Source organism: Streptomyces sp. NH27 (assembly GCF_056859195.1).
Genome location: NZ_JACEGK010000177.1, coordinates 1 through 13,772, shown reverse-complemented (window position 1 = coordinate 13,772; position 13,772 = coordinate 1). Strand labels below are relative to the sequence as shown.

Genomic DNA, 13,772 nt, shown 5'->3' with positions numbered 1-13,772 from the left:
GACCCAGCCCGTGCGAAGACCCGGGAAGGCCGCCGCCGGCGGAAAGTACGGACCCGAGGGCGCGGACGAGTCGTTCGACCCGGGCAGGGCCGCCGCCGAGGCGACCTCCGCGATCCTGGCGAGCACCCTGCACGGCACCGCGCGGGGTGTGGTCGTGGACTCGCCCCCGGGTGCGGGCAAGTCCACGCTCGTGGTGCGCGCGGCCCGCGAACTGGCCGCGGCGGGCGAGTCGTTGATGATCGTCGCGCAGACCAACGCCCAGGTCGACGATCTCGCCGACCGGCTGGCCACGGCCGAACCCGAGCTGCCGGTGGGACGGCTGCACGGCACCGACTCGCCGCCCGACCCGGCGCTGGACCGCCACCCGTCCCTGGCGAAGTCCACCTCCGTCGCCGATCTGCGGGACCGCACGGTGGTGATCGCGACGGCGGCGAAGTGGGCGTACGTCAAGGACGTCGAGCCGTGGCGGCACGCCATCGTGGACGAGGCGTATCAGATGCGCTCGGACGCGCTGCTCCAGGTCGCCGGACTCTTCGAACGCGCCCTGTTCGTCGGCGATCCGGGCCAGCTCGACCCGTTCAGCGTGGTGGGCGCGGATCAGTGGGCCGGGCTGAGCTGGGACCCGTCGGCGAGTGCGGTGGTGACGCTGCTCGCGCACAACCCGGGCCTGCCGCAGCACCGGCTGCCGGTCTCCTGGCGGCTGCCTGCCTCCGCCGCTCCGCTGGTGTCGCGGGCGTTCTACCCGTACACCCCGTTCCGCAGCGGCACCGGTCCCGGCGATCGGCGGCTCGGCTTCGGCGTACGCGGCGACGGCGGCGGCCTCGACCGCGTCCTGGACGAGGCCGCGGAGAGCGGCTGGGGGCTGCTGGAGCTGCCCGCCCGGCACACCCCGCGCACCGACCCCGAGGCCGTACGGGCCGTCGCGCTGCTCGTCCGGCGGCTGCTCGACCGCGGCGGGCTCACGTACTCCGCCCCCGACCCCGACCCCGCGCCGCTCACCGCCGAGCGCGTCGCCGTCGGCACCGCCCACCGCGACCAGGCCGCGGCCGTGCGCGCCGCGCTCGCCTCCCTCGGCGTCTCCGGAGTCGCGGTGGACACCGCCAACCGGCTCCAGGGACGGGAGTTCGACGTCACGGTCGTCCTGCACCCCTTGTCCGGCCGCCCCGACGCCACCGCGTTCCACCTCGAAACGGGGCGCCTGTGCGTGCTGACGTCCCGGCACCGGCACGCCTGCCTCGTCGTCTGCCGGGCCGGGGTCGCCGACCTGCTCGACGAGCACCCCTCCTCCGAGCCGGTCCGCCTCGGCGTCACCGTCAAGTTCCCCGACGGCTGGGACGCAATGTTTGCCACATGGGATCACTTGCAGGAACATCGTGTGATCTGGCATCCGTAACCCGCAGGTCAGAAGCGGTCTATGCCTGCATGGCCAGCGAACACAGCCAACCCGGCGGCGTACTCGCGAGCCAGGAGCATCTTCCACGTTGGGCGCCCTCTTGACTCCCGTCAGTCACGAGGGTGAGGCTCGTGCACGATGGTGCAACCCACTCGCCACAGGAGTGCCCAGTGGCTCTGAAGTTCATCGGGATCCGGCCCAACACCCCCGACGACGGCTCACCCACAATTTGGCTTGAGGACACCACGGGAGACCTCATCATCCAGTCGTGGAAGGCCGATGAGGCGACCATTCGTGAGGCACAGGAAGTCGGCTCGGTGCCGGGACATTCAACCGACGTTCCGGAACACGAGACCGTGATCCGACTGCCCGCGAACATGCTCCAGTTCATCCGCTGGCAGCAAGGGCACCGGTACGACGCGAACGACCGTGAGTCGTGGTGGCGGCCATGGCTCGACGTCGTGTCAGAGGCGACCTGTCGAGGCGTAATCATGCGGCGACTTCGCATCGTTTCGGAGCCGCTGAGCGATTACGTGCGGTACGAGTACGACGGGACGTTCACGAACGTTGCAGCGGGAGAAGATGTTCGTTGGCTTCCTCGCTCACGCGCCCGGGACCTGCTGCTTCCTGCGCTGGACGGCTGGGTCATGGACGAACACACCTTGATTCTTCATCACTTCGATGGTGAGGGTCAGTGGACCGGTCCCCGCATGGAGGTCTGCCACGATCCAGCCTTGGCCAAGCAGTACACAACGGCTTACGAAGCAGCGTGGGAACGTGCGATTCCCCACGCGGAGTACCGGTCGAACTGACGAATACGCGCAATGGCTGCCTCTGCTTCTTCCAGCGCCCAGCAGGCCCGGTGTGCTCTCGCCGATCGGCTCACGCATATGGGCGAGCGCATGAGTTGGGAAGAGTTTCCAGCCGAACTCCGCAACGCGATCGAACAGCGCACGGGCGAAGTCAAGGAGTCGACGAAAGTTTTATCCGGGCTCAATTGCTCCGTGGCCCTGATGCTGAACACTTCTCGAAATGGGCGACTTTTTCTCAAGGGCGTTCACACGTCGGACAGCAAGGGCGTCGACGGCCTTCGTCTACGTGGACGGACGACACGCGGAACTGGGCCCGGGGACGCACGACCTTGCCGCAGTGCGGTGGACCATGACACGAATGGGAACCCTCGCCGCCGGCAATCCGAAACCCATGGAAGCCACCGATATTCCACAGATCTCCGACCGTTACAAGGGTTTCTTGGAACCTGGCGAAGAGCGGTTGTTGCAGGGGATGGCCCTGCTACACACGGACACCAATCCGCATAACATCCTGATTGCCTCATCCGGCGGAGACGCATACGTGGTCGACTGGGCAATGCCCGCAATCGGTCCGGCGTGGGTTGACCCGGCGAACACGGCCGTTCGTCTTATGGAATGCGATCAGGAACCAGCCGCCGCGATCGAGTGGCTCAGCGGATTCGAGTCATGGCAGACGGCTGACCCCGATGCCGTTATGGCTTATGTGAGTGCGACCTGTCGGCAGTGGTCGGCGAGGGTTGGGGAGAAGGGGGCGCAGGGGAGCAACGAACGGTTCTGTCACTTGCTCGGCTACCCGCACCGAAAGTCGCGGCCCCCGCAAGCGGGATCGCTACGGCTGATCTGACGGTGCCGGGTCCGACCACCCGTCCCCGCCCGGGAGGCACCCCTTCACAACAGTCACCACCACCCTCACCCCCGCCCGCTGACGCCTTCCCGGCGTCGGCGGCCCGGAACGACGGGAGGTGGGGTGCGGGACAATGGAAGGGTTGCCGAGCTTGGGAGGTAGGGATGAGCCAGCCGCCGCAGGCGGGCCGGCCGGGCGGAGAGCGGCCGAAGCGGCCCGTTCCGCTGCTGTTCGAGCCGGGGGCGGCGCCGGAGGAGGGGGTGGACCGGTTCTTCGACCTGGAGTCGATGGACGACCCGCGGGAGTTGCTGGAGCGGGCCACCGAACTGGCGGTGGCGTTCCGCGCCGCGGCCGACCGCGCGACGGACTTCCAGGCGATGGCGGCAGCCCAACTCGCCGACCCGCGCCGCTTCGACCGGCTGACGTTCGCGAAGCTCGCCGAGCAGGCCGGGTGGACCGAGGACTACGCGAAGAGGATGGTCGAGTACGGCGAGGGCCTGATCAAGAGCGGCGGCGCCACCCCGTAACCGCGCCGCGGGCCGCGCCCCTGGCCGAGGCGCCCGGTCCGCACCCGGCGATTGCCGCCGACCGCCCCGCGGGCCCCGTACGCGGCCCGGGGCGAGGGGCAAGGTACTCCCCCGCACCGTTGCTGTCCCGCTTTCACCGGATTCTTCCGGGGGGCAAGCATGCAGTCGGTAGATGTAGTGGCTATGGACGAGATCCAGCGTCAGCAACACACCGCGTACGTCACCTCGGCGGGCGCCGCGTGGCTCGCCTCCGCCAGCGCCTTCCCGCGCAGCGTTCAGGCGTTGTGGGCGGCCCGCCCGGCCGCGCCGAGCGTGCTGCCATGCGGCACCGTCTTCGACGTGGTCAACCTGCCCTTGCTGTTCGGGCGGCGGGTGCTGGAGCAGTTGTGGGCGGCGGGCCCGGGCAGCGGCCCCGCCGCCGTGCACCGCGGCCGGGTGCTGGTGCTGGCGGCGCCCGGCACCGCCCACCGGCTGCCCTCGCTGCTGGAGTGGGAGGAGTGGGGCCGCCGGGTGCCGCCGCTGCTCTGCCACGGCAGCGGCGACGCGGTGACGGTGCCGCCGCTCTACGACTGCGCGCCCGCCGGCGAGGCCGGTCCGCGCCCCGAGACCGGCCGCTCCCGCTGGGTGGTCGCGCCCGATACCCGCAAGCCCTGGCTGCCCGCTGCCGACGTGCTGCTGTGGGCCTGTGTCAGGGCGGTCCGGCAGTACGAACCACGGCCGGCGCCACCGGCTCCGCCGCTGGTCAGCGCACCCGTGCCGGGCTGACGTCTATCGATTTCACACCCTGCTGGAGCGGGTGCTAATGTCTACGACGTCAGCAGGCGCCGCTAGCTCAGTTGGTTAGAGCAGCTGACTCTTAATCAGCGGGTCCGGGGTTCGAGTCCCTGGCGGCGCACCTGAAAGACGAAAGCCCTTCGCGCACGCGAGGGGCCTTCGTCGTGCCCGAAAGCCGCGCGAACTCCGGGTGCGCGCCGGTGCCTTCGCCCGCGGCCGGCCCGCCGCGGGGTAGCGTTCGTACGGCGGCGCGAGCCGCCTGCCGGTTCGTACTCTTGGAGGCTCCACCATGGCAACCACTCGTACCGCGACGACCCAGTGGAAGGGCCCGCTGATGGGCGGCGCCGGGACGGTCTCGCTGGACACCTCGGGCGTGGGCACGTACGAGGTGTCGTGGCCGTCGCGTGCGGAGGCCGCGAACGGCAAGACCAGCCCCGAGGAGCTGATCGCCGCCGCCCACTCCTCCTGCTACTCCATGGCGCTCTCGCACGGCCTGGCGGGCGCGGGCACCCCGCCCGAGACCGTCCAGACCGTGGCGAACGTCACCTTCCAGCCGGGTGAGGGCATCACCGGGATCGCCCTCGCGGTGAAGGCGCGCGTGCCGGGCCTGTCCGCCGAGGCGTTCGAGGCCGCCGCGCAGGACGCGAAGGCGAACTGCCCGGTCAGCCAGGCACTCGCGGGCGTGAACATCACCCTCGAGGCCGAACTGCTCGCCTGATCGACCCCGGCCCCGATCCCGGCCCCGGGCCCTTCCCGACCGACCGATCCGCCGATCGACCGATCCGCTGATCTGTTCATCCGCTGGACCGGGCCGATCGGCCGATCCGCCCGGTTCAGCGGCGGGTGACCCGCACCTGCCAGTCGCCCGCCGCGTCCGGCGCCATCACCTTGAAGTCGAAGCCGTCCGCCGTGTCGGTCCACCCCTCGCCGGGGGTGAAGGGCGCGTCGTTGAGCGAGTTGAACGACGCGCTGCTGAAGTCGCAGGCGCCGGTGAGCGGATGGGCGTCCTCGACGGTGACCGGGCCCTTCCCGGAATCGACGTCGGTGCGTACCCGGTAGGCGAGTATCCCCTTGCGGCAGGCGTCCTTGTCGTTGCCCAGCGGCTCGCGCAACTCCAGGACGTACGCCGTGGTGTCGCCGAACGGTATGACCACCGCCTTGCCCCCACCGGGCACCTCGACCGGCCGGAGCTTGTACGTCCGGGTGCCGGGCGTGGTGACGCAGTCGATCTGCCGGTCGTCGATCCAGCCGAGCTTCCACTTGTGCCAGGCGAGCAGGTCGCCCTGCAGCCCCCAGTCCAGCGACATGGTGTCCCACTGCCCGGCGAGGTGGTCGGTGCGCTGGAAGTCGTCGGCGGCGTAGAGGTCGGGCAGGCCGAGCGCGTGGCCGTTCTCGTGCGCCAGGACGCGGAAGCCGGACTGGTCGTGGCCGTAGATGAGGGAGACCTTGTCCAGGTGGGTGCCGTCGTCGGTGGTGGCGGCCGAGGCGCCGGTCCAGGTCACGGAGAGCACCGCCTGGTCGGCGGGCGGCCCGGCGGTGGGGGTGACCAGGACGTTGACGATGTCGTAGCCGCGGAAGTCGACGCTCTTGCCGGCGGCCTTGATCAGGTCGCGCATCATCTCGGTGTGCGCGTCCCAGCCGTAGCCGCGGCCTATCCCGTAGGCGGAGAACGGCCGCGGCATGCGTATCCAGCGCGGTACCGGCGTGGACTGGTAGTCGAGCCGGCCGTAGGAGGCGGTGGCGTACCACTGCTTGACCGCCGGGAAGAACTCGGAGTACCGCTCGCGGGCGCTGTAGGGGGCCTTGGCGTCGGGGAAGTCGATCAGCAGGGTGAGCGCGCGGATCTTGCCGGTGGAGGGGGCGAACTCCTCGTCGCTGCCGTGGTACGGGTGCGGCGGGAAGCCCTCCGACATGGCGACGCCGGGCTTGGCGCGCAGCGCGCAGGGACGGGCGGCGGGCGGCGGCGCGGCGTTGGAGCCGACCAGCCGGGGCTCGGCGATCACCGTGGACCCGACCGCGAGCAGCCCGCAGACGGCGAGGGCGGCGGCGCGTATGCCGGGGCGTCGTGAGCGCGTGCCGGTACGGGTCTGTGTACGGGAGCGGGAGCGGGCGCGGGCGCCGAAACGGAAGCGGAAGGGGAAACGGCTGGTCATCGGTCAGCCCACCGTGCCGACGCCGGATGCCTGGTCGGTGGCGTGGACGGCGGCCTCGGTGACCCGGACCGACCAGGTGCCGTCGGTCTGACGGCCGAGCACGGTGACCTGGGTGCTGCCGTCGGGCACCGTGTACGACTCGCCGACGCCCAGCGGCGCGTCGGCCAGCGGCGGGTAGACGGAGGTGGCGGGGCACGCGGAGTGCCCGGGATGGCCGTCGATCACGTCGATCGGCCCGTCGCCGGACTCGCGGTCGGAGCGCACGTCGTAGAGCAGCACGCCCTCGCTGCAGGCGGCGCGGTCGTTGCCGGTCCGGGTGCGGGCCTCCATGGCCAGCGCGGTGTCCTCGCCGGTGCGCACCACCAGGAGCTTGGCGCCGCCGGGCGTCTCGTCGGGGCTGAGGTCGTGGTAGGTGGTGCCGATGCCGGTGATGCAGCCGACCTGGTCCGGTTTGAGCCAGCCCAGCCGCCACTTGTGCCAGGCGAAGGGGTCGGGGGCCAGCCCGAACTGGCTGCCCATCAGGTCCCAGTCGCCCACGTGGGTGTCCCAGTCGGCGTTGCTGCCGGGCGGCGGCTGGTAGTACAGGTCGGGCAGGTCGAAGATGTGGCCGGTCTCGTGGGCCAGCACGTTGCGGTCCGGCGGGTGGTGCTCGAAGACGGTCACCATGCGGCGGATCGGGTTGCCGTCGACGGTGATCGGGGTGGCGAGGTTCACCACTTTGGTGGCGTCGGAGTCGACGCCGGGCGCGTCCGGGTCGGCGACGAGGTAGATCACGTCGTAGCCGGCGAAGTCCACCGACGGGTCGGCGGTGGCGATCGCGTCGCGCAGGTAGGCGTCGCGGTCGGCCGCGTCCCAGTTCCGGCTGATCAGGTAGTCGGTCGCCGGGTGGGGCATCCGCAGCCAGCGGGCCTCGGCGTGCAGGTGCAGCCGGAACTGGCCGTAGGAGGCGTTGGCCCAGAACCGTCCGGTGGCCGGGTAGTGGTCGGCGGCGACCTGCGCGGGGGTGAGCTGCGGGGCGGAGCCGGGGAAGGACAGGAAGACCATCAGCGCCTTGATGTCGCCGTCCGGGCGGGCGTAGTCGCCGTCCCAGCCGTCGGCCCCCTCGGAGTGGTGCACGGTGGTGCGCGGCAGCAGGCACGCGCTGCCCTCGGCGGCGCCCGCGGCCGGGCCGGTCATCAAGGTCCACGCGACGAGTGCGGCGAAGCAGACGGACGCGGCGGCGAACGCCCGCAGGACCCGGGGCCGCGCGCCGGACGGCACGCCCGGCGACCGGGGGCCGGCGCCCGTTCCGGGGGTGCCGTCCGCCGGGTTGTCTGACGCGAGGTCTGACCGCCGCACAAGGACCTCCGGGAGGTTCGGGATTCGGTCCGGGACCTTCCCCACATTGCTATGAATTGTGGCGGTTTGTCGGTTTCGGATGCTCCGTGCGGGTTGCCGCCGGAGTGGCGCGGTGGCGCATGCGAGGAGCCGTACGACCGCCCGGGTGGCGCGGGCCCGGAGCACGCGGTCGCGCGGGCGCGAAAACGTTCGACCGGCGCGGCGATACGGAGGGGCGCGGGCGCCGGCGCGGGCACGGCGCCACTCCTCCGGGTGATTACCCTGCGTCATGGTGTGCGGATGGCGTTCACTTGCTCGACCCGAACGAGCAGAAACGGTCACCTGGGTGGCACCCCTGCGGGAAATCACCAGAGCGGCGCTGGATCACCAACTCCGCCAGCCCATATGATCGCGAGTGACGGAAGTGCGAACAGGGAGCAGTCCATGGGCGGACCCGCGGGCGGCCCCGGCGTCGAGCCCGACAGCACAGCAGCCACGATCACACGCAGTGACCGGTTGCGCCGGTCCTCGTACGCCGCGGAGCCAGGTGACTACCGGGCCGCCTTCGCGGTCGCCCGGTCGGCGATGGCGCTGCTCGGCCCCGACGGCGGCGTACTGGCGGCGAATGCCGCGCTGGCCCGGCTGCTGGGCGTGTCGCTGGAGCGGATGGCGTCGGCGGACGCGCGCGTGCTGCTCGGCCTCACCGACGACCCGCACACCGGCACGGCCTTCGACGACGTCCTCACCGGCCGCCGGCGCCGGCTGCGCTGCACCCGCCCGCTCACCCGGGCCGACGGCACCGACCTGCGCGCCGAGCTGTCGCTGTCCCGCACCGACAGCCGTGCGCTGCTGCTGACCGTCGAGGACGTCAGCGAACGCGAGTCGCTGCGGCGGCAGTTGCGGCACCTGCGGATGCACGACCCGGTGACGCGGCTGCCCAACCGGGCACTGTTCTTCGAACGGCTCGCGGACGCCTGCGCGCGCGCCCCGGAGCGCGGCACCGGCCGGATCGGGCTGTGCTACCTCGACCTGGACGGCTTCAAGGCGGTCAACGACACACTCGGGCACCACGTCGGCGACGAGTTGCTCGCCGCGGTCGCCGGCCGGCTGCTGGCCTGCGCCGGACCCGGCGGCCACCTCGCGGCCCGGCTGGGCGGCGACGAGTTCGCGCTGCTGCTACGGGACTCCACCGGCACCGGGCAGGCCACCGCGCTCGCCGAGGCCGTACTCGACGCGTTCCAGCGGCCGTTCGACGTCTCCGGGCACCGCCTGGCGGTCTCCGCGAGCATCGGCGTGGTCGAGCGCGAGGCCCAGGGCACCTCCCCCACCGGCCTGATGCAGGCCGCCGACACCACGCTGTACTGGGCGAAGGCCGACGGCAAGGGCCGCTGGACGCTCTTCGACCCGGAGCGCAACGAGCACCGGATGACCCGCCAGTCGCTGTCCAGCACGCTGCGGCAGGCCGTCGAGCGGGGCGAGTTCGTCCTCGACTACCAGCCGCTGGTCGCCCTCGACACCGGCGAGGTGCGCGGCGTGGAGGCGCTGGTCCGCTGGGAGCACCCGCACTTCGGGCGGCTCGCGCCCAACCGCTTCATCGGCCTCGCCGAGGAGGACGGCTCGATCGTGCAGCTCGGCCGCTGGGTGCTCGCCGAATCCTGCCGCCAGGCCCGCGCGTGGCAACGGGAGCGGCCCGGCACGCCCCTGGTCGTCAGCGTCAACGTCGCGGTCCGCCAGGTCTGGGACTCCGACCTCGTCGCCGACGTCGCCGCGATCCTGCACGAGACCGGGCTGCCGCCGCACCTGCTCCAACTCGAACTCACCGAGTCCGCCGTCATGGGCAGCGCCGGCCGTCCCCTCCAGGCCCTGCACGCGCTCCACGAGATGGGGGTGCGCATCGCCATCGACGACTTCGGCACCGGCTACTCCAACCTCGCCTACATGAGCCGCCTGCCCGTCTCCACCCTCAAGCTCGACGGCTCCTTCGTGCAGGGCTTCCGCTCCGCGGAACACCCCAACCCCGCCGACGAGACCATCGTGGAGGCGCTGGTCGACCTCGCCCACCGGCTCGGCCTCACCGTGACCGCGGAGTGCGTCGAGAACGCCGAACAGGCCGAGCGCCTGCGCCGGATCGGCTGCGACACAGGACAGGGCTGGCACTACTCCCGCCCGGTGGCCGCCGCCTCCATCTCCCAACTGCTGGGCTGAGCACAGGATTTCGCGGGCGCTCCGGGAAGGGGCGCCGGATTCGCCTACGCGGTCGGCGGGTTCGCCTACGCGGTCGCCGAATTAGCCTGCGTGGTCGGCGGGTTCGCGTACGCGGTCGGCGGGCGGCCGAGGAGCTTGCCGAACGCGGCCGTGTACGCGGCGGGGTTGTCGTAGCCGAGCAGGGCCGCGACGCGCGTGACGGCGGTGCCCGCGGCGAGGTGCGGCAACGAGTGCAGGATGCAGGCGCGTTGCCGCCACTGCGAGAAGCTCAGGCCGGTGCCGCGACGGAAGAGCCGGGCGAGGGTGCGTTCGCTGACGTTGAGTTCGGCGCACCAGCGGGCGGGCGGGTCGTGGATGTCCGGTTGCCGCAGGAACGTCTCGCACAGCCCGCGCAGCCGTGGATCAGCGGGCAGCGGCACGTCCAGCGGCAGCGGGGCGAGGTCCTTCAGCTCGTGGAGGATGAGGGCGACCACCGCCTCGTCCCGGCTGTGCCCGGGATACCGCGGCTGCATGTCGACGGCCGCCAGCAGCAGCGCCCGCAGCAGGGGAGAGACGTCCACGGCCCGGCAGCGCGCGGGGAACCACGGCACGGCGGCCGGTTCGATGTAGAGGCTGCGGGTGCTGACGCCCGTCATCGCCACCTGGTGCCTGGTCATCGGCGGGATCAGCACGGCGCGGGCGGTGGGCACCGTCCAGCTGCCGTCCGCCGCCTCGACCCGCATCACGCCGGTCGCCGCGTACAGGACCTGGGCGCGGCGGTGCTCGTGCCGGCCGAGCAGGTGGTCGTGCGGGTAGTCGGTGCCGATGGCCAGCACGGCGCGATCGAGGGCGTCCACCTCCGCGACCGGGACATTGCGCATGCGCACGAGGCTACGCGGGATCGCGCCGGCTGTCTGCTGCGCGTAGGAAGGTGGCGATCCATCGATTGCCCGCCAGCGCGGATGATCCTTAGCGTCGTATCCGTGCTGACCTCCTTCCTCACCCTGGCGTTCTTCGGGTGCCTGACCGGCGTCACGACGGTGCTCTTCGGCTTCGGCGGCGGATTCATCACGGTCCCCGTCGTCTACGGCGTCCTGACCGTGACGGCGCGGCCGGGGGCGCAGGACGCCATGCACGTCGCCGTGGCGACCTCGGCGGCGGTCATGGTCGTCAACGCCACGGCCGCGGCGCTCGCCCAGTGGCGCCAGGACCGGCTGCGCGCCGAGTACGTGTGGCCGCTGGCCGCGTTCATCGCGCTCGGCGCCGCCGCGGGCTCGCTGGCCGCCACCCTGATCGGCGGGACCGCGCTGCGGCTGCTGTTCGCCGGCTACCTCCTGGTGACGATCGCCGACAGCCTGCTGCGGAAGGGCTTCCTCTCCGTGGCGCCCCGGGAGCGGCCGCAGCCGCTGGACCGCGGCACGACCACGTTCGGCGGCATCGGGATCGGGCTGGTGGCCGCGGGCCTGGGGGTGGGCGGCAGCGTCATGACGGTCCCGCTGCTGCGGCGCAGGGGCCTGCCGATGGCCGAGGCGACCGCCATGGCCAACCCGCTCAGCGTCCCCGTCGCCCTGACCGGCACGCTCGTCTACGCGCTCGCGCCGGCGTTCGCCACGTCCGCGGCCGGTTCGGGGGCGTCGGCCGGTGCGGGCCGGCTCGGCTACGTCGACCTCGCGGCGGGCGCCGCCCTGCTCGCCGGGTCGCTGCCCACCATCGCGGTGGTGCGGCGGGTCGCCGGTCGCGTACCGGACCGGGTGCACTCGGCCGCGTACGTGGGGTTGCTGCTGGTGGTGCTGGTCGTGATGGTCGCGATGGGGGTCTGACCCGGGGGCCGGCCCGGGGGCTGCCGTGAGTGCCTGGCGCGTGACCCGGTGCGAGGGCTGACGGGGCCGGGGGCACCGTGCGTGGGCTCAGTAGTCCGCGAGGTCGATCTCGGTGCCCGGGGGGAAGACCTCGACGCCCCAGGTGTGGACGTTCGGGTCGTCGGGGGCGCCGAGGACCGCGAAGCCGAGGTCGTTGAAGGCGATCCCGCCCGCGGCCTCGTCGCCGCGCAGGCCGAGCCCGGTCAGGTGGCGGTGCACCTCCTTGTAGGAGGGCCCGAGCAACTGGACGCCGCGGTAGCGGACTTCGGGGCCCAGCTCGACGGAGACGAAGTTCACCCGCTCCTGCTCGTCGTAGGACAGGCTCAGCCCCCAGCGGAAGAAGTAGTCCTCCGGTCCGTCGGCACGGCGGAAGACCGCGGGGTCGCCGCCGAGTTGGGCGACGGCGTCGGTACGGGCCTGCCCGAAGCGGACGACGTCCAGCCCCTCCCGCCCCTGGATGAGGTAGCGCTTCACACCCAGGACAACGGTCACGGAGCCGTCGGCGTTCCGGTGTTCCGTGCGAGTTTCGCCGCGCCCGCGGTTCCATGTGCGCCGCTCGCGTCCGGAGCCGGCCGCCGGGGTCGCTCAACGCCGGTGTGATTTCAGCTCGTCGAGGAGAGCGCGCAGCACCGCGAGGCGGCGGGCGAATTCGGCGGGGGTCGACGGTCTGAGTGCCGCCCGGGCCGCGTGGGCGGCGAGCAGCCCGAGGATCAGTCTGACCACGGCGCCGCTGACGGCGGCGCAGGCCAGGACCCACGCGGCGGCTCCCATGGGGTGTGTGAGCATCTTCGATCGCCTGTCTTGAGCCGAAGGGGGATCTCCGGTTTAGCGCGGCCACCGGCGGACCCGCTTCCCCGCGGTTGCGTGGAGTCCGCCGGTTGCGTGGAGTCCGCCGGGCACGCGGAGTCGGCCGCGCACGCGGGGGCGGCGGCCGGGTGCGCCCGAACTCCGCGCAGTTGCGCGGCTGTTGGTGGCGCGGCAGAACGAGGAGCATCCCGCACATGGACGACATGGACGAGCCGCGCGGGCCCCGGGGGAAACGGGGCCTGCCCTTCCCCTACGACCAGGACCTGTCCGGGGTGCTGCGCAACCTCAACCGCCGTACCCGCTGGGGACGCGACCGGCTCGCGAACGACCGGGTGACCGCCGCGCTCCTGGCGGCCGGCATGCGGCTGCTCGTGGGACACCTCGGCCCCGGCGGCCGGCAGCGCGTCAACAGCGAGCGCCTGCTGCTGGGTTCTCTCTCGCAGCGCAGAGTCGCCGAGGAGTTCGCAGCCGGCCCCGCGCCCTTCACCCGATACGGCAACGGGGTGTCGATGCTGCGCGACCGCTGGAGCCCGCACTCGGCCTTCGTCACCGACCTGATCACCTTCGCGGTGTGGCGGGAGAACTACCGGCCCGAATACCGGGAGCAGCGTGCCGCCAACATCAGCCGGCTGGTGCACGGACCGGACTTCGTACGGGCCGTGCACGAAATCGCCTACCAGCACACCGCCGAGGGGCTTCGCCTGCCCTCCGTCCGGCTCGGCCTCGCGCTCATGACGGCCGCCGAGGGGGACGACGAGGTGACCCGGATCATCTCCGCCGTGTACGAGGACTACCTCGGGTCGTGGAAGAAGCTGTACGACACCGTCCTGCGGGAGCGGCACCTGCGGCTGCGCAGGGGACTCACGCTCGACGACCTGGCGAACGCGCTGTCCGCGGCCACCGACGGGATGACGCTCCGGGCCATCGGTGACCCCGCCGCCGGTGTCGTCGACCACGACCGCCGCAGTTCCCTGATGGGCACGGTCGCGCTGGCGGTGATCCACGCGTTCCTGGAGCCCGACGACACCGCCGACGGCCTCACGCTGGAGCAGGCCGTCGCGGCGAGGTTCGGCGAACTCCCGCACTGAGCACGGCACATGGG

Annotated in this window: 14 protein-coding genes and 1 tRNA gene; 10 read left to right on the top strand and 5 right to left on the bottom strand. The window is 72.2% G+C overall.

Annotated elements, in window-relative coordinates:
• The first annotated feature begins 112 nt into the window (after nucleotides 1–112).
• From AC13HU_RS16590 to AC13HU_RS16560, 7 genes are all read left to right on the top strand, one after another.
• Nucleotides 113–1,393 carry an AAA family ATPase gene (locus AC13HU_RS16590; protein ID WP_483042640.1) on the top strand — a complete coding sequence of 427 codons (1,281 nt, stop codon included), beginning with the start codon at nucleotides 113–115 and terminating at the stop codon, nucleotides 1,391–1,393.
• 170 nt (nucleotides 1,394–1,563) lie between these two features.
• Nucleotides 1,564–2,205 (top strand): DUF6879 family protein, encoded by a 642-nt coding sequence (locus tag AC13HU_RS16585; protein ID WP_483042639.1) that lies wholly within the window; start codon nucleotides 1,564–1,566, stop codon nucleotides 2,203–2,205.
• A gap of 358 nt (nucleotides 2,206–2,563) precedes the next feature.
• The gene (locus tag AC13HU_RS16580) at nucleotides 2,564–3,049 is read left to right on the top strand and encodes a phosphotransferase (RefSeq protein ID WP_483042638.1); all 486 of its coding nucleotides are present in this window, start codon (nucleotides 2,564–2,566) and stop codon (nucleotides 3,047–3,049) included.
• Nucleotides 3,050–3,213: 164 nt separating this feature from the next.
• Complete coding sequence (locus AC13HU_RS16575; RefSeq protein WP_483042637.1) at nucleotides 3,214–3,576, top strand: hypothetical protein; 363 nt, start codon at nucleotides 3,214–3,216, stop codon at nucleotides 3,574–3,576.
• Between the two features lie 183 nt (nucleotides 3,577–3,759).
• Complete coding sequence (locus tag AC13HU_RS16570) at nucleotides 3,760–4,341, top strand: bifunctional DNA primase/polymerase (protein WP_483042636.1); 582 nt, start codon at nucleotides 3,760–3,762, stop codon at nucleotides 4,339–4,341.
• 56 nt (nucleotides 4,342–4,397) lie between these two features.
• A tRNA-Lys gene (locus tag AC13HU_RS16565) sits at nucleotides 4,398–4,471 on the top strand.
• A 168-nt stretch (nucleotides 4,472–4,639) separates the two neighbouring features.
• Complete coding sequence (locus tag AC13HU_RS16560) at nucleotides 4,640–5,068, top strand: OsmC family peroxiredoxin (RefSeq protein ID WP_483042635.1); 429 nt, start codon at nucleotides 4,640–4,642, stop codon at nucleotides 5,066–5,068.
• Nucleotides 5,069–5,183: 115 nt separating this feature from the next.
• Here the strand turns inward: AC13HU_RS16560 and AC13HU_RS16555 are convergent, their stop codons facing one another.
• Both AC13HU_RS16555 and AC13HU_RS16550 read right to left on the bottom strand, forming a co-directional pair.
• Nucleotides 5,184–6,503 carry a M6 family metalloprotease domain-containing protein gene (locus tag AC13HU_RS16555; protein ID WP_483042634.1) on the bottom strand — a complete coding sequence of 440 codons (1,320 nt, stop codon included), beginning with the start codon at nucleotides 6,501–6,503 and terminating at the stop codon, nucleotides 5,184–5,186.
• Between the two features lie 3 nt (nucleotides 6,504–6,506).
• Nucleotides 6,507–7,763 (bottom strand): M6 family metalloprotease domain-containing protein, encoded by a 1,257-nt coding sequence (locus AC13HU_RS16550; protein ID WP_483042633.1) that lies wholly within the window; start codon nucleotides 7,761–7,763, stop codon nucleotides 6,507–6,509.
• Between the two features lie 501 nt (nucleotides 7,764–8,264).
• Between AC13HU_RS16550 and AC13HU_RS16545 the strand changes: the two genes are divergently transcribed.
• Nucleotides 8,265–10,025 (top strand): putative bifunctional diguanylate cyclase/phosphodiesterase, encoded by a 1,761-nt coding sequence (locus AC13HU_RS16545; protein WP_483042632.1) that lies wholly within the window; start codon nucleotides 8,265–8,267, stop codon nucleotides 10,023–10,025.
• 65 nt (nucleotides 10,026–10,090) lie between these two features.
• On the opposite strand, the gene AC13HU_RS16540 is transcribed toward AC13HU_RS16545, so the two are convergent.
• The gene (locus AC13HU_RS16540) at nucleotides 10,091–10,885 is read right to left on the bottom strand and encodes an AraC family transcriptional regulator (protein ID WP_483042631.1); all 795 of its coding nucleotides are present in this window, start codon (nucleotides 10,883–10,885) and stop codon (nucleotides 10,091–10,093) included.
• A gap of 102 nt (nucleotides 10,886–10,987) precedes the next feature.
• Here AC13HU_RS16540 and AC13HU_RS16535 point away from each other — a divergent pair, with 102 nt between their 5' ends.
• On the top strand, nucleotides 10,988–11,824 hold the full coding sequence (locus AC13HU_RS16535) for a sulfite exporter TauE/SafE family protein (protein WP_483042630.1): 837 nt from the start codon (nucleotides 10,988–10,990) through the stop codon (nucleotides 11,822–11,824).
• Between the two features lie 87 nt (nucleotides 11,825–11,911).
• Here the strand turns inward: AC13HU_RS16535 and AC13HU_RS16530 are convergent, their stop codons facing one another.
• Together AC13HU_RS16530 and AC13HU_RS16525 are read right to left on the bottom strand one after the other, a co-directional pair.
• Nucleotides 11,912–12,355 carry a hypothetical protein gene (locus AC13HU_RS16530; RefSeq protein WP_483042629.1) on the bottom strand — a complete coding sequence of 148 codons (444 nt, stop codon included), beginning with the start codon at nucleotides 12,353–12,355 and terminating at the stop codon, nucleotides 11,912–11,914.
• A 93-nt stretch (nucleotides 12,356–12,448) separates the two neighbouring features.
• Complete coding sequence (locus AC13HU_RS16525) at nucleotides 12,449–12,649, bottom strand: hypothetical protein (RefSeq protein WP_483042628.1); 201 nt, start codon at nucleotides 12,647–12,649, stop codon at nucleotides 12,449–12,451.
• A gap of 215 nt (nucleotides 12,650–12,864) precedes the next feature.
• Here AC13HU_RS16525 and AC13HU_RS16520 point away from each other — a divergent pair, with 215 nt between their 5' ends.
• Entirely contained in the window at nucleotides 12,865–13,758 is an 894-nt protein-coding gene (locus AC13HU_RS16520) for a hypothetical protein (RefSeq protein WP_483042627.1), read from the top strand.
• Nucleotides 13,759–13,772: the final 14 nt, after the last annotated feature.